At 67.9% G+C, this 19398-nt stretch carries 20 protein-coding genes; 4 read left to right on the top strand and 16 right to left on the bottom strand.

Annotated elements, in window-relative coordinates; translation table 11 throughout:
* Positions 1-160 precede the first annotated feature (160 nt).
* The 14 genes from ACX9OT_RS03305 to ACX9OT_RS03240 form a co-directional block, all read right to left on the bottom strand.
* Entirely contained in the window at positions 161-1336 is a 1176-nt protein-coding gene (locus ACX9OT_RS03305; RefSeq protein WP_049422989.1) for a substrate-binding domain-containing protein, read from the bottom strand.
* Between the two features lie 271 nt (positions 1337-1607).
* Positions 1608-2807 carry a type II secretion system inner membrane protein GspF gene (gene gspF / locus ACX9OT_RS03300; RefSeq protein WP_459000909.1) on the bottom strand — a complete coding sequence of 400 codons (1200 nt, stop codon included), beginning with the start codon at positions 2805-2807 and terminating at the stop codon, positions 1608-1610.
* A gap of 7 nt (positions 2808-2814) precedes the next feature.
* Positions 2815-4248, bottom strand: a complete 1434-nt coding sequence (gspE, locus tag ACX9OT_RS03295; RefSeq protein ID WP_121503442.1) for a type II secretion system ATPase GspE — start codon at positions 4246-4248, stop codon at positions 2815-2817.
* Positions 4245-6626 carry a type II secretion system secretin GspD gene (gspD, locus tag ACX9OT_RS03290; RefSeq protein ID WP_459000907.1) on the bottom strand — a complete coding sequence of 794 codons (2382 nt, stop codon included), beginning with the start codon at positions 6624-6626 and terminating at the stop codon, positions 4245-4247. Before gspD ends, gspE begins: the two co-directional genes overlap by 4 nt.
* A complete protein-coding gene (gspM, locus tag ACX9OT_RS03285; RefSeq protein WP_071227949.1) occupies positions 6623-7150 on the bottom strand; it encodes a type II secretion system protein M in 528 nt (175 codons plus the stop codon). Before gspM ends, gspD begins: the two co-directional genes overlap by 4 nt.
* Entirely contained in the window at positions 7147-8310 is a 1164-nt protein-coding gene (gene gspL / locus ACX9OT_RS03280) for a type II secretion system protein GspL (RefSeq protein ID WP_071227948.1), read from the bottom strand. Before gspL ends, gspM begins: the two co-directional genes overlap by 4 nt.
* On the bottom strand, positions 8307-9212 hold the full coding sequence (gene gspK, locus ACX9OT_RS03275; protein WP_459000904.1) for a type II secretion system minor pseudopilin GspK: 906 nt from the start codon (positions 9210-9212) through the stop codon (positions 8307-8309). Before gspK ends, gspL begins: the two co-directional genes overlap by 4 nt.
* Before the next feature lie 9 nt (positions 9213-9221).
* Positions 9222-9659 (bottom strand): type II secretion system major pseudopilin GspG, encoded by a 438-nt coding sequence (gene gspG, locus ACX9OT_RS03270; protein ID WP_014037416.1) that lies wholly within the window; start codon positions 9657-9659, stop codon positions 9222-9224.
* Positions 9660-9716: 57 nt separating this feature from the next.
* On the bottom strand, positions 9717-10277 hold the full coding sequence (locus tag ACX9OT_RS03265; protein WP_459000902.1) for a hypothetical protein: 561 nt from the start codon (positions 10275-10277) through the stop codon (positions 9717-9719).
* Positions 10278-10421: 144 nt separating this feature from the next.
* The gene (locus ACX9OT_RS03260; RefSeq protein WP_459000900.1) at positions 10422-10973 is read right to left on the bottom strand and encodes a hypothetical protein; all 552 of its coding nucleotides are present in this window, start codon (positions 10971-10973) and stop codon (positions 10422-10424) included.
* A gap of 58 nt (positions 10974-11031) precedes the next feature.
* Entirely contained in the window at positions 11032-12012 is a 981-nt protein-coding gene (locus tag ACX9OT_RS03255) for a FecR family protein (protein WP_182266213.1), read from the bottom strand.
* Positions 12013-12081: 69 nt separating this feature from the next.
* Entirely contained in the window at positions 12082-12612 is a 531-nt protein-coding gene (locus tag ACX9OT_RS03250; protein ID WP_032128154.1) for an RNA polymerase sigma factor, read from the bottom strand.
* A 16-nt stretch (positions 12613-12628) separates the two neighbouring features.
* A complete protein-coding gene (locus tag ACX9OT_RS03245; RefSeq protein ID WP_071227943.1) occupies positions 12629-13309 on the bottom strand; it encodes a TonB C-terminal domain-containing protein in 681 nt (226 codons plus the stop codon).
* Positions 13310-13786: 477 nt separating this feature from the next.
* Entirely contained in the window at positions 13787-14251 is a 465-nt protein-coding gene (locus tag ACX9OT_RS03240; protein WP_459000897.1) for an Lrp/AsnC family transcriptional regulator, read from the bottom strand.
* Positions 14252-14378: 127 nt separating this feature from the next.
* Between ACX9OT_RS03240 and ACX9OT_RS03235 the strand changes: the two genes are divergently transcribed.
* The 4 genes from ACX9OT_RS03235 (at position 14379) to ACX9OT_RS03220 (ending at position 17581) form a co-directional block, all read left to right on the top strand.
* Entirely contained in the window at positions 14379-15110 is a 732-nt protein-coding gene (locus ACX9OT_RS03235) for an AzlC family ABC transporter permease (protein WP_459000895.1), read from the top strand.
* Positions 15107-15421, top strand: coding sequence for an AzlD family protein (locus tag ACX9OT_RS03230; RefSeq protein WP_005409898.1), 315 nt, complete (start codon positions 15107-15109; stop codon positions 15419-15421). The genes ACX9OT_RS03235 and ACX9OT_RS03230 overlap by 4 nt, the downstream gene beginning before the upstream one ends.
* Before the next feature lie 205 nt (positions 15422-15626).
* On the top strand, positions 15627-16055 hold the full coding sequence (locus ACX9OT_RS03225; RefSeq protein ID WP_005409905.1) for a PAS domain-containing protein: 429 nt from the start codon (positions 15627-15629) through the stop codon (positions 16053-16055).
* Positions 16052-17581, top strand: a complete 1530-nt coding sequence (locus ACX9OT_RS03220) for a diflavin oxidoreductase (RefSeq protein WP_459000892.1) — start codon at positions 16052-16054, stop codon at positions 17579-17581. The genes ACX9OT_RS03225 and ACX9OT_RS03220 overlap by 4 nt, the downstream gene beginning before the upstream one ends.
* 473 nt (positions 17582-18054) lie before the next feature.
* On the opposite strand, the gene ACX9OT_RS03215 is transcribed toward ACX9OT_RS03220, so the two are convergent.
* Together ACX9OT_RS03215 and modB are read right to left on the bottom strand one after the other, a co-directional pair.
* On the bottom strand, positions 18055-18723 hold the full coding sequence (locus ACX9OT_RS03215) for a sulfate/molybdate ABC transporter ATP-binding protein (protein WP_459000890.1): 669 nt from the start codon (positions 18721-18723) through the stop codon (positions 18055-18057).
* Positions 18713-19396, bottom strand: a complete 684-nt coding sequence (gene modB, locus ACX9OT_RS03210) for a molybdate ABC transporter permease subunit (protein ID WP_006371078.1) — start codon at positions 19394-19396, stop codon at positions 18713-18715. Before modB ends, ACX9OT_RS03215 begins: the two co-directional genes overlap by 11 nt.
* Positions 19397-19398: the final 2 nt, after the last annotated feature.

Raw genomic sequence — 19398 nt, 5'->3', positions numbered from 1 at the left:
ACGATCGGGGAGGCACGCGCAACGCATGCCCTGCCCCTGATAGACGGTTCACGTGACACGAAGCCGACAGCGAAACGCTGCAGTGGCACCGTCGCGGAAATGGCGACGCCGGCCCAGGAGGCCGGCGTCGGGTCAAGCAGGACTCAACCAGTGCTGCGGATTACAGCGGACGACCGATGCCCGAGCAGGTGCTGGGATTGTTCAGGCCGGCAGCGCTGCTGGCCAGCACGAAGCGGTTGCGGATCGCATCGCGCCAGGCCTTGGTCAGCGGGATGAAGCCGTGGTCGGTGATCGACTTCTCATACGCGACGGTGTAGGTCGCCGGATAGTGGCGGGCCAGGAAGCCGCGCAGGCTGGTGGCGACGCTCGAATCCTTGTAGCACTGGCCGATCACCAGGTTGGTGTAGCCGGCGATCGGATAGCCGGCCGACGGGTTGCCGAACACCGGCACCCAGTTGGCGGGGTCCTCAGCAGCGGCGCCGGTCGGCGGAGCGACGGTGTCCAGGGTAGCCTGCACGCTCACCTGGTCCGGCGAGAAGCCCTTGACCTTGGCGACCTTGGTCGCATCGGTCAGGCTCGGGATCACGTCCGGGCCGACGTAGCCGATACGGCCTTCAGCAGCGTAGACAGCGTTGTACAGCGAGGTGCCACCGGTGGCCGGGGCGGCCACCAGGAACGCCGGCAGGGCGCCGTTGTCATCGCGCTTGTACAGGTCGGCGAAAGTCGACTTGATGGCGAACTTGCCACCCACCAGCTTCGAGGTTTCAGCGTTCTCAGCGGCACAGGCGGCGGTCAGGAAGCGGCTGAACATTTCGCTGGTACCGCTGCTTTCCGGGCGGTACACCACCTGGATCGGGCCGCTGCGGTTGGAATCGATGGTCGACCAGTCGCTGATCGCACCCGAGAACACGCCGCAGATCTGCGCCACGCTCAGGTCCACCGCCGAACCGGCCTTGTTGAACGGGATGGTGACCGACGTGGCCACCGACGGCACCTGGATCAGCGCGCCGTAGCGGTTGGCGTTGGTCGGCTGGTTGAAGTTGGTGGTGTAGGTGCTCAGCTCGGTGCTGCTCAGCACCGAATCGCTGCCGGCGAAGTGCACGGTGCCGGTGGTCGAGAACAGCAGCGAGTTGTTTTCCAGGAAGGCCTTCTTGCCGGTGCCCGAACCGGTCACGGCGTAGGTGAAGTTCGCCGGCAGGATGCTGTCGGACGAACCCTTGTAGAGGTCGGCGGGCAGCGAAGCGCCGCCGCCGGTAACGGTCTGCGCCGAGGCGGCGCCAACGGTGGCGAGCAGCGCGGTAGCAACCAGCGCGGCCAGGGTCTTGTACTTGTTCATGATCTTCTCCTGAAGGGTTTACTGCGAAGGGAAACACCAAGGGAGGAACGGTCACTACACGCCTGCTGCCGCCGAGGGCCTCCCAGCCCACTCTGCGGCGACGTGGCTATGCTGGTCCGCGCCGATGACAGGCCGCTTAAGAAACCTGTGGAAGATCGAAAAAAGGTGTGGAGGATTGTGTGGAGAAATCCAGGCACCAGTAGATCCACGCCATGCGTGGATGTGCCGCCCATGTCGCGCGTCGGTTGATCCATCCACGCATGGCATGGATCTACTGCACCAGCTGATTCATTTCCATGATCGGCATCAGCACCGCCAGCACGATCGTCAACACCACGCCGCCCATCACCAGGATCATGGTCGGTTCCAGCAGTGCGGTCAGTGCCATCGCGCGGCGCTCGATCTCGCGCGAGATGGTCTGCGCAGCGCGATCCAGCAGCGGTGCCAGCGAGCCGGTCTTCTCACCGCTGACCACCAGGTGCACCAGGATCGGCGGATACACCTTCTGCACCTTCAACGCAGAACCCAGTGCAGCACCTTCGCGTACGCGCGAAGACACATCATCGGCACAGCGCGCCAGCAGCGCGTTTCCCAGGGTCTGTCGCGCCGCTTCCAGCGCACGCAGCAGCGGCACACCGGCATCCAGCAGGATCGCCAGAGTCGAGGCAAAGCGCGCACTGTTCACGCCCAGTACGAAACGCCCGACCATCGGCACCCGCAGCAGCATCGCGTCCCAGCGCAGGCGCAGCTCGGGCTTGCGCAGAGCCAACCGCCATGCCACCACCAACGCAGCGATGCCGAGCCCCGCCCACACTCCCCAGCTGCGAACGAATGCACTGGCCGCCAACATCACCTGGGTCAGCATCGGCAGCGTCTGCCGCGCCTGCACGAACGCGGTCACCACCTGCGGCACTACGTAGCTGAGCAGGAAGATCACGATCGCCACCGACACCAGGCTGATTGCCGCTGGGTAGATGAAGGCGGTCAGTACTTTGGCCTGCAGCGCGTTGCGTTCTTCGATGTAGTCGGCAAGGCGCTCCATCACCCGCGCCAGGTCACCGGAGTCTTCACCTGCGCCCACCAGCGCCCGATAGATCGGCGGAAAATCGCGTGGCCGCGCTGCCAGTGCAACAGTCAGGCGCTGGCCAGCGCGCACATCGGCACGAACGGCAGTAAGCGCCTGCGCGACATGGGGGCGCTCAGCCTGTTCGATCACCGCACTCAATGCACCTTCCAACGGCAGGCTCGCGGCCAGCAGGCTGGCCAGCTGGCGGGTGGCCCAGGCCAGCTCGCTGGCGGACAGCCGGCGCGTGCCCCAGCCACTGCCCGCACTGCGCGCCGCGCTGACCTGCACGGGCGTCAACCCTCGACCGCGCAGCACCTGGCGCGCGCCGCGCGGGCTGTCGGCGTCCAGTTGACCCTTCTCGATGCGGCCCTGCGCGTTGGCGGCCTGGTAGTCGAACAGCGCCATGCAAGCCTCAGTCGTCGCCCGTGACGCGCAGGATCTCTTCCAGCGTGGTCACCCCGCTGTCGACCCAACGCTGGCCGTCCTGGCGCAAGGTCCGCATCCCGGCGCGCCGTGCCGCCTCGCGCAGCGCAGGCTCGCCCTGCCCTTCATGGATCAACGCGCGCACGCGGTCGTCCACCACGAACAACTCATGGATGCCGGTGCGTCCGCGATAGCCGCTGTTGGCGCAGGCCGCGCAGCCCACCGCGCGCCATACGGTGCGACCCTCGCCGTCCACCTCGGCACGACGGCACTGCGTGCACAGCCGCCGCACCAGCCGCTGCGCCAGTACGCCGCGCAACGACGAAGCCAGCAGGAACGGCTCCACACCCATGTCGGCCAGGCGGGTCACCGCCGAGATCGCATCGTTGGTGTGCAGCGAGGCCAGCACGCCATGCCCGGTCAGCGACGACTGCACCGCAATCTGTGCGGTTTCCAGGTCGCGGATCTCACCAATCATGATCGTGTCCGGATCCTGACGCAGAATCGCGCGCAGCGCGGTGCCAAAGCTCATGCCGATGCGCGCGTTGACCTGGATCTGGCCGATGCCGGCGAAGTCGTACTCCACCGGGTCCTCCACGGTGAGGATGTTGCTGGTGCTGCTGTCGAGCTGGCCCAGCGCGGCGTACAGCGAGGTGGTCTTGCCACTGCCGGTCGGGCCGGTGACCAGCACGATGCCGTGCGGCTGACGGATCAACCCGGTGAACGTGGCCAGAGTGTCATCGGCCATGCCCAGGCGCTGCAGCTGCAGGCGACCGGCATCCTTTTCCAGCAGGCGCAGCACGGCACGCTCGCCATGACCGGTCGGCACCGTGGAGACACGGATATCCAGCGGCCGCCCGCCCACCCGGATCGCGATGCGCCCGTCCTGCGGCAGGCGCTTCTCGGCGATGTCCAGGTGGGCCATGATCTTGATGCGCGACACCAGCGCCGCGTGCAGTGCGCGCCGTGGCTGCACCATGTCGCGCAGCGTGCCGTCCACCCGGTAGCGCACCACCGAATGGGTCTCGAATGGCTCGATGTGCAGATCGCTGGCGCCATCGCGTGCGGCCTGTGCCAGCAGCGCGTTGATCATGCGGATCACCGGCGCATCGTCCTGCGCATCCAGCAGATCGGTGACCTCCGGCATGTCCTGCATCAGCCGGTCCAGATCGACTTCGCTTTCGGCGGCACCGACCACGGCAGCGGCATCGCCGCCGTCACGGTACTGCTCACCCAGCCGCTGCTGCCAGGTCGCGGCATCCAGCGCCTGGAACGGCAGCGGTCCATGCCGTCGGCGCAGTTCGGCCACGGCCCACGCCGCGGTGTCGGCGGTGCCCAGCAGGACCGGCTCGCCGCCAACTTCGGACAGCATCACGCCATGGCTGCGCACCCAGGCGTACGGCAGTGGCGCGGCCGCGCTCACGGCCCGATCACCAGTTCCGGCGTGTAGCCCAGCCCGCGCAGCTGCTGCAGCGCCGGGTCCAGCGTCGCCGGGTCGCGCGGCAATCGCACCCGCAGGCGTTGCCCGCTCTCGCCCGGCGTCGCTTCGGCATAGGCCTGCAGGCCCAGTGCCCGCACCTGCGCCACGCCCTGGCTGGCACGGGCCGGGTCCAGCCCCTGCGCGAACTGCACCAGCTGTGCGTCGCTGTCACCGGACGGGTACAGCGCCGCCAGGCTGCTGCTCTGCAGCGGCTGGCCCTGGCCATCGCGCGCATTGCCCTGGCCGAGTACAGACAGGTCCTGCGGCGGCAGCTGCGGTGCGGACAGCGCCGGCAATGCCCAGCTCTGTACCGGCTGCGCGCCGGCCTGCGCGTTGCGCATGTAGTCGTAGCGGTCGCGGGTCAGGCTCTGGCCGGCGGCGGGGTCACGCACCACGTGCGGGCGCAGGAACACCATCAGGTTGGTCTTGGAACGCTTGCGCGTATCACTGCGGAACAGCGCCCCCAGCACCGGGATCCTGCCCAGGCCCGGCACCGCATCACGGCCATGGCTGACGTTGTCCTCCAGCAGGCCACCAAGCACCATGATCTGGCCATCGTCCAACAGCACGCTGGTATCCAGCGCACGCTTGTTGGTGATGATGCCGGCCGTGCTGTTCGCGCTCTGCGCGTCGATGCTGCTGACTTCCTGGTAGATGTCCAGCTTCACCGTGCCACCCTCGGAGATCTGCGGGCGCACCCGCAGCTTCAGCCCCACGTCCTCGCGCACGATGGTCTGGAACGGGTTGTTGCTGCCGCCACCGCCGTCGGTCACGTAGCGGCCGCTGACAAACGGTACGGTCTGGCCGACCATGATGCTGGCCGCCTCGTTGTCCAGCGTCATCAGGTTCGGCGTGGACAGGATGTTGGCACCGCCCTTGCTCTGCAGCGCGTTGGCCAGCGCCTTCATGTTGAGGATCTGGCCGACACCGGGCAGGTTGATGGTGCCGTCGATGACACCGATCTTCAGACCGTCCTTGGGCAGCACGTCCAGGGTGGTGCGCGCGGCGGTGTTCAGGCCGCTGCCGCCGGTGACACCACCGAAATGGGTGCCGCCGAAGGTGCGGCCATTGCCCAGCATCCACTGCACGCCCAGTTCGGCCGCGTCGGTCTGGTTGACCTCCACGATGAGGCTTTCCACCAGCACCTGTGCACGGCGCTGGTCGAGCTGGTCGATCACCCGCCGAAGGTTGCGGTAGACCGGCTCCGGCGCCGAGATCAGCAGCGTGTTGGTGGCCACGTCGGCCTGCACCGAAATGCCGTTCTGGCTGAAGCCCGTGCTTCCCGTATCGATCGGGTCGCGGCGGTTCGGGTCCAGCCGCTGCGATTCCAGCGCATTGCCACCGGTCTTGGCCTGCTGCGGCTGCGACGGCTGCGCCGGTGTGGCGCGGTTGGCGTCGCCGGGCAGTGGCGTGATGCCTTCGTTGCTGCCCATTGCCGGTGCATCGCTCTGCCCGGCCACCACGCCGCGCAGCACGCCGGCGAGCTGATTGGCCTGGGCATTGCGCAGGTAGACCACATGCAGGTTGCCGGACTCGTCCTGGGCACGGTCCAGCTTCTCAACCAACTGCCGCGCCAGGCGCGTTCGGCCCGGGCTGCTGGAGCGCAGCAGCACGCTGTTGCTGCGGGGGTCGGCCATCACCACCACCTTCTGGCTGGGCTCGGCGCCCTGCGCATCCAGCAACGGCGCGACCATCGCCGCTACGTCAACGGCAATGCCCTGCTGCAGCTTCACCACATCCGTGTCCATGCCGGCCGGTGTATCGACGCTGGCGATCACGCGCGCGATGCGCTCCAGGTTGTCGGCATAGTCGGTGATCACCAGGGTGTTGTTGCCCGGGTTGGCAGTGATCGGATTGTCCGGGCTGATCATCGGCCGCAGCACTGCCACCAGCGCGGCCGCATTCTCGTAGCGCAGCGCGAAGGTGCGCGTGGCGATCTCACCCCCTGCACCGCCGCTGCCCACGCGGCCACCGAGCAGCTTGGCGTCGGCCTGCGGCACCACCCGGCTGACCCCGCCGTTCTCGACCACGGCGAAGCCGCGCATGCGCAGCGCGCCCAGCAGCAGCTGGTAGGCCTGGGAACGGCTGACCGGGCCATCGGAGACCACCGTCATCTTGCCGGTCACCCGTGGGTCGACCAGGAACTGGCGGCCGGTGAACCGTGCTGCCATGCGCAGCACGCCACCGATATCGGTATCCACCAGGTTCAGCTGCACCGGCTCATCGGGGGCGTCCTGCGCCTGTGCCGGTGCAACAACGTGAGCGGAACCCACGATCAGGGCCAGTACAGTGCTGCAGGCAAGGCTGCGCATCGCCCTCATGAATGGCCACCCGCAGTGAGTGCCACCACGATGTTTCCGGATATCCGTGCCGCCGGCATGTTCGCATCCCCTGTGCGTGTCAGTTGCAGCTGCTGCAGTTCGATGGCCGGATCGGCCAGCACGGGCAGCAGCCAGTTCCACAGTGCGTCAGCAGGTACGGCCTGCACCTGCAGGTGCCAACGCCCGTCGCGTGCTTCGACATGCAGTCCATCGGCGAGGCCGGCGGACTTGATTCCATTACGCAGCGAGGCCAGCGTCGGGCGCTGCCCCTGCACCTGCTGCTGGCGTTCGCGTGCACGCAGCAGCGGCGCCAGTGCGCGCGCCTGCGCCTGCAGCCGCGGCAGCTCAGCCTGCCAGTGCGCACGCTGTTTCAGCAGCGGCTCCAGCCAAAATGACCACAGCCCCGCTACCAGCAGCGCCAGCACCATCACCCACAGCATCCAGCGGTCGCGCGGCGGCAGGTGCTGCCAGCGTCGCTGCAGACCGGCCACACCCTCGCCCAGGCGCACGGCTCTGGCGGTCACTGTCCGCCCCCGCTCACGCGCAGGCGTCCACCGGCCTCGCGCGCCAGCTGCAGGCCCTGCGCCTGCGCCGCCTGCTGCCACTGCTCCAGCCGCTGTGCGTCATCGGCTACCGCCTGCGCATCGGCGTCCAGCTCCAGTTCCAGCTGGCCGGGTTGATAGTGCAGGCCGCGCACCTGGCCGCCCAACTCCGGAATCGCCTGCAGCGTCGTTGCGACCTGCCGCTGCACCGGTGGCAACGGCGGCGCCGGCAACGGCACGGCCAGCGCGCGCCGCGCCTGCAGCACCGGGTCCACCACATCGGTGATCTCCGGAAAGTGCGAGCTGAACTGCCGCGCCATGTCCTGCTGCAACGCCTCGCCCTCGCTGCGCCAGCGCGAGACCTGCAGCTGCAGCCCAAGCGCAGCCAGCAACACCGCCGCCAATGCGAGGCCGATCGCCACGCGTGGTGCCTGCCTGCTGCGACCAGGCAGTGGCAACGACCACGCTGGCACGGGTCCGCTGGCCTGCAGTTCATGCGCGACCACGGTGGCCGGCAGGTTCTCCGGCCACGCCAACGGCACGCTGTCGATCCACTGCACGGCCTGCACCCCGGATTGCTGAAGACGCGTCGCGAGCGACTGCAGCACCGCCGCCGTGTCCCGCCCACCGCACCACTGCACAAAACCACGATCGCGCCCGCAGCGCACCAGCAGATGCTCACCGTCAGCCTGCAGCGTTGCCTGGCCGTTCTGCCACGGCAGCAGCAGCGGCGTCGGATACAGCGCCTGAAGCTGCAGTGCGCACGAGGCCAGCAGCTGTTGCGCCTGCAGGACTGCCTGCTGGCCAAGCCACGCCACAGGAACCGTGCCGTCCGCCGCCTGCGCACCGTGTGCCAACGCGACCTCCTGCAGGTCATCCAGCAGCATCGCCTCTACTTCGCCCTGCAGTGCGGCCTGCAGCCTGCGGCCCGACAGTGGCGGCAGCTGCAGTTCCAGCAGGATCAGGTCCTGCGGATCGAGACAGGCCAGCACCTCGGCCTGCGGATGACGTTGCCCGAGCACGGCCAAGCCCTCGCGGCCATGGGCCAGCACCCCACCCTTGTGCAACCGCGCCCACTCGACCGTACTGTCGGCGCGCAGGTGTTCCAGCGCCGGCAGGCGCACCCTCAGCTGCACGCTCATGCTCCAATCCTCGTCCACACACGCTGCACGCGCACACTGTCATCGCGATACTCTCGCCAGATCAGGGCCCTGAAGTCGACCGCATTGCCATCGGCCTGTACCTGGCCGACGGCAAGGAACCACTCGCTATGAATGCCAAGCGGCACCACGGCCATCTGCGCGTTGCTCAGTTGCAGTCGATTGGCGATATCGCCGCGGTTGAGCAGCCAGTGGCCACCGTCGCGCTCACCGAGCAGCGCCTGCAGGCGCCCCGGCTCCACGCCGGGAGTGACCGCCTGCAACACGCTGATGTCACTAGTGTTGGCATTGACCAGGGTCTGGGCCGGCAGCACCACGGTGCGCCGTGCCAGTGCCTGCACCGCCACTGGGTCGGCGCCCGCCAGGGCCTGCTCGATCAGCGATTCACGCGGCAACGGCGCCTGCGCCTGCAGGTCGCCATCACGCAGCCGCGCCTGGATGTGGTCGGCAGCAAATGCACAGGCACCCTGCCCCAGTCCCTGCCCGGCACACAGCGCGATGAACGCGCGCCGTGCCTCCAGGTCCGGCTTGCCATAGGCCAGCAGGTTGCGCAGGTTGAACATGGACTGTGCATCGACCAGCTGCAACTGCACCGGCAGCGGCGCCTGCAGCGTCAGTGGACGCGCCCAACGGCCGCTGCGCACTGTGGTCAACTGCTCCTTTACATCGTCACGCAGCTGCTGCGCCGCGCGCTCCAGGGTGGCATCGACCGCCATGCGCACCTGCGCACGCAGCTGGTCGCCACGCAGCGCACGCAGCTGTGCCGACTGCCGGGTCAGCAGTGCAGTGGCAATCACCGCCACCAATGCCACCACCAGCAGGGCGACGATCACCGCCATGCCGCGCTGGCGGGTGCACGGGACCGAACGCGTCCGGGCTGTCATCTGCACGCCTCACAGCTGCCAGGAGCCGATGTCCGCGTTCCCGGCGTCGCCACCGGGCTTGCTGTCCGCACCCAGCGAGAACACATCGATGTCGCCATGGGTTCCGGGAATCTGGTACTGGTACGGATGGCCCCATGGGTCATTCGGCAGGCGATCCAGATACGGTGTCACCGGCATCGCACCGCTGCCCTGCGGCGGCTTCACCAGCGCCTGCAGGCCCTGTTCGGCGCTGGGGTAGCGCCCGTTGTCCAGCTTGAACAGCTTCAACGCCTGCATCAGCGCCGCGATGTCCTGGCGCGCCGCCACCACGCGCGCCTGGTCGGGACGGTCCATCAACCGCGGCACGATCAATGCCGCGAGAATGCCGATGATCACCACCACCACCATGATCTCGATCAGGCTGAAGCCCTGCTGCCGTGCCCTGCGACCACCCACCTGCCTTGCCATTGTTCCGCCCTCGTCATCCTGGAAGAGACCGCTGCGCCATGGTCAGCGGTGCATGTGTCAGTACGATAAACATCCGCCTGCTATTCGCTGCGCGTGTGCCTGTGCAGGCGCAACACGTGCCGCAGGTACACTTGCAGACTCGAACAAGTGCTGCGGCACGCTGGCCAGCGCATCGTCGATGCAGCCGCGCAGCAACGGGTGCGCGCAGGCCTGCAGCAGCCGAACGCACTGCATCGGCGACCACGCTGTTCCATGATCGAGGCCGATGAACATCCGGTAGGCCTGGTGATAGCGCAGGTCGTCGTACACGCGCTGGGCACTGTTCAGATCGCGCATGACCACCAGCAGGGCCGCGCGTTGCAGCAGCCGCGCATCGCCTGCATCAAGCGGCAGCGCGTTCATGGCCGCTTCGGGCCAGGGCCGCAGCTGCAGGTCGAGCGCTTTCCGCAGCGCCACCAGTGGGTGCGCACTACCATCCAGTGCCGCCCAGCGCGCCGCATCCGCCCAGGCGTCACTGGACAGCACCCAGACCCACGAGTGCCCATAGCGCTGCACGTTCACGGGCGTATGCCGTGCCTGTTCCAGCGACTGGCTCAGGTGACGATCCAGCTCCAGCATGCTGATCCTGCGACTGTCTGCCATCGGCGCCGCCCGTGCTCCGCGACGCGTGGTGCGTCGTACTCTGCAGAAGACGTCAGCAAGGCAGGTGAAGCGACAACGCGCATGCAGCTCTGTGCGCTGCGTGGCGCTTCATCAGCAACGTCATCGCAGCGTCATCTGCCTGCAGGCTTCGCGCTCCAGTCGCGGTACGTCGCCGCCGCAGCGCCGCGCCAGAATCGCCACATCGCTGCGTGCGGCGAACGTTGCCAGCGCATTGGACATATCCACGTCATCGCACCATGACGCCATAGCAACACGCAGCGCTGGCAGCTGCCAGCCATCCATCACCCCATGGCTGCCGGCCACGAACCAGTGCCAAAGACGATGATGCTGTACCTGCTCGTGCAGTTGCACGAGATCGTCGATGCCGTGCATGCCCATCAGCAGCAGCACGCGCGCCATCGCCGCAGGCGGCAGCGTGCCGGCCTCAGCGAGGGGCAGCACCTGCTGCTGCAGCCGCAGCAGCATCGCCAACGGGTGCGACTGCGGATCGAAGTCCAGCAGCACGGCCTGTTGCTGCCACTGCGCGTCGGACACCACGCACACCCATGGCGAGCCGTAGCGATGCACCATCAAGGGCCGTCGCTGCGTGGTTTCCAGCAACGCCGACAGGTTGCGGCGCAGATCCAGCACACCGATGATCTCGTTGCGCATCCTTGGCGTCTCCTTGCTTGCAACAGCCCTGCACGGCGCGCACGGCCAGCGTCTTCATCTAACCAAGGACGGCAATGCCACCCGGAAAGCGACGCAGATCCAGCGACATCGTCAGTCGCAGCTGCTCCAGCGCCGCGTCCGGATCATCGATGCGGAAGCGGCCGCTGACCGGGGCCCGCGCCAATGCCGATTCGCCCAGCAGCACCTTGCCGCGGCGGTAGCGGTTGATTTCATCCACCACCTCGCGCAATGGAGCGCGACGGAACACCAGCATGCCCTCGGTCCAGGCGCTCACTTCCGAGGCCAGGGCTTCGGCCACCACGCCACTGAGGCGCTCGTCGTATTGGGTCTGCTGGCCCGCCTGCAGCTGCAGGCGGCCCTGCGGGTGCTCGATGCGGGCGCTGCCCTGCAGGCAGGTCACCCGTACCTGGCCGTGGGTGTTGCGGACGTCCAGGCGCACCGCACCTTCATCGGCGATCACGCAGCCCGGCCCCGCGAACAGGGCGAGGCGCAGGCCTGCCTGGGTTTCGATCGCGGCCTGGCCCTGCACCAGCTCGAAGCCTTCGCCTAGCGTGTCCGAACGACGGCGCAGGCTGCTCTGTGTATCCAGTTCGATCTTCAGCTGCGGCAAGGGCGCGATCTGCAGCCGTTCACCGGTGCCGGTGTGGAAATCGGCCGCCATCGCCGTCACCGAGGGCCACAGCCCCAGCGGCGGGCGGATCGCCGCCACCACCACCAGACTGGCCGGGGCGGCAATCGCGGCGCCCAGGAAGGCGCGCCGGCTCCAGCGCTGGGACGGCGTCGGCGCGACCGGTTGGCGGGCGGCGGCGGGCAGCTGCTCGCCGGCCAGCCTTACCTGCTCCCATTGCCGGCGCGCACGGCCGAATGCTTCGCGATGACGCGGGTCAGCCTCGCACCACTCGCGGAACCTGCGCCCATCGGCGGCGGTCGCCTCGCCCGAGGTCAGCCGCACCACCCACGCGTGGGCCTGACGCTCGACGGCATCCAGCGGGCGTTGCGGGCGATCGTCAGGATCCATGGGGGCTCATGCCGGACCCGCACGCTGCGGGGTTCTGCTCGGCGTCAAAGTGTAGACGGATGCCGCCGCTCAGAACCGCACCTGACGCCCCTGTCCGCTGCGCTCGGCCAGGTAGTCCTGGGCCGCTTTCAGCTCGCGCTGCACAAGCCGCAGCGACACGCCCAGCTGGTCGGCGACGTCGCGCTGCTGCAGGCCATCGACCCGGATCGCCAGCAGGATGCGGCGTCGGCGCTCGGGCATGCGCTGCAGCAGGCCGACCATGTCTTCCAGCGCGAAATCCAGTTCGGCCGCCTGCGCCGGGCCCGGTGCCGGGTCGGCCATCTCCATCAGCGTATCCACCTCTTCCAGGCTCAGCAGGCGGTGGTCGGCACGCTGGCGGTCGATCACCGTGTTCATCGCCATGCGCAGCAGGTAGGCCGCGGGGTTCTGCACCGCATCCAGGCGGTCACGGCGCGCACTCAGGCGCATCCAGGTGTCCTGCAGCGCATCGCCGGCCAGCTCCTCCGAGCCCAGCTTGCGCACCAGGCGGCGCTTAAGCTCGTCGTAGGCCCCCAGAAGGTGGTCCATCAGGTCAACTGCCCCAGCCGTACCGTTGCTCATGTTCGAATCCTTGAAGTCATGGAAGGGGCGCGCGCCGGCCACAGTCGTGGTCGGTGCCGGAAGGTCGGATCTGCAGCGTCACCGGCTGCGGCAGCGCGGCGGCCTCGGGCGCCAGCACCAGGCTCTGCAGCGCCTGCACCAGGCGCGCATCGCGGCGGGCACTGCCACTGCCCGACAGCAGCTCGGGCTGCTGCACCCGGCCCTCGCCGTCGACGCGGAAGCGCAGCGTTGCGGCATAGCGGCCGGGCGCGATCTCGGGGTCGTCACAGAACGCCGCACGCAGCCGCTGCTGCAGGCCGCCGTAGCGACGCCGACGTTCAGCATCCGGGAGCTCGGCGCCAATACCGGGTTCGGCTGCCGCGGGCGTGCCCCGGCGCAGCACCACGCGCTGCTCGCCGATCACCTCGGCCTCGATACCGGAATCCTGCAGCAGCATCTGCAAGGCAGGCAGCGGCGCAAGGCTGGCGCGCAGCGCATGGCTGCTACGGCCGGCGGCAAGATCGCCCGGGTACATCACCGACCACCCGCTGATGACACTGAAGCGCTCGACCGCCTGTTCCAGCGGCTGCGCAGGGATGTCGTAGGCATGAACACCGTCCTGCGCGGCAGCGGCAAAGGACAGCAGCAGCCATGCGGCGATGGCCACCTTCCAAGTTCTGACCGCATGGTGTCCATTCAGCCCCCTGACGTAGAACACATGACCCTCGGCAGCGACAGCAGCTGCAGTGGACGCGCGCCACGACCGCAGACCCGGCCCGCGCGACCAGCAAGCAGGCTCAAACCGTACCGGGGCCAGATGTCATTGCGATGACCGCTGCCTACGCCCGGCGTTGAGCCAGGCTCCGTGAACCCAGTCACGCATCAGGAATCAATGAATCGAACAGACATGTCCATCTGCTCCCGGGGTCAGAGCCCGTTGCACAGCAACGGGATCCGACCCCAACAGGTCGCGGGGAACTGTCAGGCGCGGGGCGGTGTGGGCAGGCAGGACCGTTGGCGCCATGGATGGCGCCATCGAGCCCCCATGGATGGGTCTACGGCGTGTCCTGCCTGGCCACACCGCCCCGCCGCCCTGGGAACATCGCCGTTGCGGTTGCTGTTGCTCCTGACGTTGCCGGCCAGCGGCCGGCACTACCGCGGGTGCCGGGTGCAACCTGGCCGGAACCCCCATCCCTCAAAGCGGCAGCTGGGTGGTCTGCTTGATCCGCTGCATCGGAATCTCGGTCTTGGTGTTCTGCACCCCGGCAATCCGGTTCAAGTGCTGCATCTGGAACTGCCGGTAGGCATCAAGGTCCGCCACCGCCACCCGCAACAGGAAATCGCAGTCGCCCGCCATCAGATGGCATTCAAGCACTTCCGGGAAAGACTTGATGCTGTTGATGAAGTGATTGGTGGTGTCCTCGTCCTGCCCGCGCAGCCAGACCCGCACGAACACCGTGAAGCCGCGCCCCACCTTGCCCTCGTTCAACAGGGCCACGTAGCGGTCGATGTAGCCGCCCTCCTCCAGCAACCGCACCCGCCGCAGGCAGGCCGAGGGCGAAAGGCCCACCAGCCGGGCCAGCTCCAGGTTCTGCAGGCGACCATCACGCTGCAGGGCATCGAGGATGCGGCGATCGAGGTTGTCGAGCTGATAATGCATGGGATTTCACCGTTGGCGACCTTGGCCGCATGGAATCTCAATATTCCCGAACTGAATGGCATCAACGCAACCCGATTTCGCGATCGGGCCGCTAGCATGGGCCACCCCCACCTCGTTGTGCCGTTCCATGGACGCCCGTACCACCCTCCCCCTGCCCGACACCTGCGATACCGCGCCGCGTGCCGAATTCCTGCGCGGCCTGCGCGCCGCCGTGCCGGTGATGATCGGCTTCATTCCGTTCGCCCTGGTGCTCGGCGCCCAGGCGGCCCAGAAAGGCCTGAGCGCACTGGAAGTGCCGCTGATGACCGGCCTCACCTTCGCCGGCGGCTCGGAGTTCGCCGCCGTCGAACTGTGGACCTCGCCGCCGCATATCGCGCTGATCGTGGCGATCACCGCGCTGGTCAACAGCCGCCACCTGCTGATGGGCGCCAGCCTGGCCCCACTGCTGCAGCATCTGCCGCGTCGTCGCGTGCTGCCGGCGCTGTTCTTCATGTGCGACGAAAGCTGGGCGATGGGCGTGGCCGATGCGCGCCGCCGTGCGCTCGGCTTCAGCCTTTCCTACTACCTGGGCGTCTCGGCCGGCCTGTACACGGTCTGGGTGGCCTGTACCGCGCTGGGCGCGATCGTCGGCCCGATGCTGGGCGACATCCACGCCTATGGTTTTGACATGGCCTTCCCGGCCGTGTTCCTGGTGCTGCTGCGCGGCATGTGGCAGGGCATGAAGGCCGCGCGGCCGTGGCTGGTCAGCCTGGTGGTGGCCGCGGCCACCTATCTGCTGATCCCGGGCGCGTGGTACGTGGCCAGCGGCGCATTGGCCGGCCTGGCCGCGGCCTGGCTGCTGGCGGAGGACGCGGCATGATCTTCAACGGACTGATCCACTGGACCTCGGTGCTGACCATCGTGCTGATGGCCGCGGCGACCTACCTGACCCGCATCGTCGGCTTTCTCGCTCTGCGTAACCGCACGTTGAGCAAGCGCGCGGTGACGGTGATGGAAGCCGCGCCGGGCTGCGTGCTGATCTCGGTGATCGCCCCGGACTTCGTTGCCGACAAGCCGGCTGATCTGGCCGCGCTGGCGATCACCCTGCTGGCCGCCACGCGGTTGTCGATGCTGCCGACGGTGCTGATCGGCGTGGTCTCGGCGGGTGTGTTGCGTTATCTGATGGGCTGATACCTCTTCGCCGGGCATGGCCCGGCGCTACACTTGTACCGCCACCCTGATAGCGCCGGGCCATGCCCGGCGGCCCCCCTGCGACACCTAGTCGCAGTCGATCCCGCCACCTACTTGACCAATGTCAAACCGCCCGCCACCGCGCGGGCGTATCTCTATGCAGGAACCCAATACGCCGGTGTCACCGGCATCCAAAGGACCTGCGATGAGCTACACCCCCGACAACGCCCAGCTGCTGAATGCCATGCAGAACGTCATGGTGATCTCCACCACCGACCTGCAGGGCAACATCACCTACGCCAACGACCTGTTCTGCACGCTTACCGGCTTCGCCCGCGAGGAACTGATCGGCCAGCCGCACAGCATCGTGCGCCATCCGGACGTGCCCAAGGCGGTCTACAAGGACATGTGGGACACCATCAAGGCCGGCAAGACCTGGACCGGCATCGTGCCCAACCTCGGCAAGGGTGGCGTGCTCTACGTGGTCGACACCACCGTGCAACCGCTGTTCGACGCCGACGGCAACATCACCTCGTACATCAGCATCCGCCGCGTGGTGAACGACCTGATGCAGAACTACGACCTGGTCGAGTTCAGCAAGGAAAAGTTCGACGACTTCTACGAGGCCGCGTGAACGCCCTCCCGACAAGCACGCCCTTCAGCCGCCTGCTGGTGGGCTTCGCGTCCGAGTCGGGCAATGCCCGCGCCCTGGCCCAGCGCCTGGGCGCGGACCTGCAGCCGCACAGGCCGCAGGTGCTTCCGTTCAACGATATCGACGTGGCCAGTCTCGGCCAAGGCGATGTGCTGCTGGCGATTTCCAGTTCCTTCGGTGACGGCGAACCGCCAGCCAACGGCGAGCAGTTCTTCGAAACACTGCGCCAGACCCCGACGCTGAGCGGCCTGCGCTATGCAGTATTCGGCCTTGGTGACACCGGCTACCCCAGTTTCTGCGGCTTCACCAAGGCGCTGGATGCCGCGCTGAGCGAGCGCCAGGCGCAGCCGCTGCTGCACCGCGTGGATGCCGACCTGGGTTACGAGCAGTTCTTCCAGCAATGGCAGCCGGTGCTGGGCCAGGTTCTGGATGGCGACCTCAACGCTGGCCAGGACCTGCACCTGCAGGTCACCGCCTATGGCGAAGACAATGCCTTTGCCGCCCGCATTCTCGAACGCCGCCGCTTGAACAGCAGCGACCCGGCCGCCTGGCACCTGCAACTGGACATTGCCGGCAGTGGCATGGCCTACCGCGCCGGCGACACCCTGCACGTGGTACCCGAGAACGACCCTGCCCTGCTGCAGGCATTGGCCACCTGGTACGGCGACACCGCCGCTGTGGCTGCGCTGCATGACCGGGAGCTGCGCCTGCTGAGCAAGGGCGTGCTGCGCGAGCTGGCCAAGCTAGGTGGCAGCGAGGTACTGAAGGGCCTGTTGAAGGTCAGCCAGAAGCGCGAGCTGGAAGCCTACCTGCACGGGCTGGACCTGCTGGACGTGCTGCAGGACCACGCCACGCCGGCCAGCGTGCCGCTGGCCCGCCTGCGCGAGCTGCTGTCACCGCGCCTGCCGCGCGCCTACTCGATCGCCTCGCACCCCTGCAACGACCAGCTAAGCCTGTGCGTGCGCGAAGTACGCTACACCCTGCGCGGTCGCGAGCGCTTTGGCACCGCCACAGGCAGTCTGCTGCACGGCGGCGATACCGCTCGGGTGTACTGCCGCTCCAATCCCGGCTTCCACCTGCCCGATACCGGCGAGGCACCGCTGCTGCTGGTCGGCACCGGCACCGGCATCGCACCGTTGATGGGCCTGATGCAGGAGCTGCAGGCCAGCGCCTGCGCGCGCGAAGTGCACCTGGTGTTCGGCGAGAAGCACAGCCAGCACGATTACCTGTACCGCGAACAGCTGCAGGACTGGCACGCGCGTGGCGTGCTGGCCGGCCTGCATACCGCGTTCTCGCGCGATGGCGCCGAAAAGCTCTATGTGCAGCATGTGCTGCAGCAGCGGGGCGATGAAGTGCGCGATGTACTGGCCCGCGGTGGGCATCTGTACCTGTGCGGCAACAAGAGCCACCTGGAAGGCGCGGTGCGCGAGGCCATCGATGCCATCAGTGGCGAAGGGCACTGGGACGCGCTGCGGGGTGAAGGCCGCACCCACTGTGAGTTGTATTGATCCATGCCCCTTGATTGAACGGACCCTGGATCGGTAGAGCCGGCCGCTGGCCGGCTGCCCCAGATTCTGTGGTTGCCGGCCAGCGGCCGGCACTACCATCAGCTGTAGTCAACCATCGTCTGTGCGTCGCGGAACCCCTGAAACGGTAGAGCCGGCCGCTGGCCGGCTGCTCCGGATTCCATGGCTGCCGGCCAGCGGCCGGCACTACCATCAGCTGTAGTCAACCATCGTCTGTGCGTCGCGGAACCCCTGAAACGGTAGAGCCGGCCGCTGGCCGGCTGCTCCGGATTCCATGGTTGCCGGCCAGCGGCCGGCACTACCACCAGATGCAACCATTCATCACCTGAGCGTCGCGGAACCCCCGAACCGGTAGGGCCGGCCCTTGGCCGGCTGCTCCGGATTCCACGGTTGCCGGCCAGCGGCCGGCACTACCATCAGCTGTAGCCATCCATCGCCCGTGCGTCCATCACGGATCAACCGCCGACGATGCGGCCATCCACTACGCGCGCCACCTGCTGGCCGAACATGGCCACATCCTGCGGATCGTGGCTGATCAGCAGCAGCGGAATGCCGGTCCTGTCCAGCACGGTCTCCAGCTCCTGGCGCAGGTGCTGGCGCAGGTCGTGGTCCAGCGCGGAGAACGGCTCATCCAGCAACAGCGCCTGCGGCTGCGTCACCAGGGCACGCGCCAGGGCGGTACGCTGGCGCTGTCCCCCGGAGACCTGCGAGGGCAGCAGATCGCCCACGGTGTCGATACGGAATGCATGCAACCACTGCTCCACCGCCTCGAAGCGCTGGCCGGCGCGCGGATTGAGCCAGCCCTTCTCCAGACCGAACGCCACGTTCTGGCGCACGCTCAGGTGTGGGAACAACGCATAGTCCTGGAAGACATAGCCCAGCCGGCGGCGTTGCGGCGGCAGATCCACGCCGGCGGCCGCATCGAACAGGGTCTGCCCCTGCAGGCGCACATGGCCCTGGCCCGGCCGCAGCAGCCCGGCCACCGCCTTCAAGGTCAGGCTCTTGCCCGCGCCCGAGGGCCCGAACAGCACCACCTGCCGCTGCGTGCACTGCAAAGCTACGTCCAGCACGAAATCCTGGCCGGCCGCCTGCAGTCGGCGCTGCACCTGCAGGTCAAGCCACATCACGCAGCTCCCGGCGACGCCCGCCCACCAGCCGTGCGGCCAGCAGCAGGATCACGATGCACACCACCGAGGTCAGGATCACCAGCGCATTGGCCTTGCCGTCCTGACCGGCCTGCACCGCTTCGTAGATGGCGATCGACAGCGTCTGCGTGCGGCCCGGAATGCTGCCGGCCACCATCAGCGTGGCGCCGAACTCGCCCATCGCGCGTGCAAACGCCAGCAACAGGCCGGCGAGGATGCCGCGCCAGGCCAGTGGCAACGTGATGCGGAAGAACACCGCCGCTTCGGACACACCGAGCGTGCGTGCGGCCTGCTCCAGCTGACCGTCCACTTCCTCGAACGCCGCGCGCGCCGGTTTGAACACCAGCGGCAGCGAAGCTACCGCCGCAGCAATCACCGCCGCCTGCCAGGTGAACACCAGGTTGATGCCGAACCACGACTGCAGCCATGCACCGATCGGTCCGTTGCGGCCGATCAGCACCAGCAGGTAATACCCCAGCACCGTCGGCGGCAGCACCATCGGCAGGGTCAGCAGCGAATCCAGCAGCTCACGGCCGGGAAATCGCCGCCGCGCCAACAGCGCGCCCAGTGCCACGCCCAGCACCAGATTGATCGCGGTGGCCCAACCGGCCACCTTCAGCGACAACCCCAGCGCGCTCCAGTCGAGATCCATGC

Source organism: Stenotrophomonas genospecies 3 (assembly GCF_054473855.1).
This window is presented reverse-complemented; position numbering and strand designations above follow the sequence as displayed.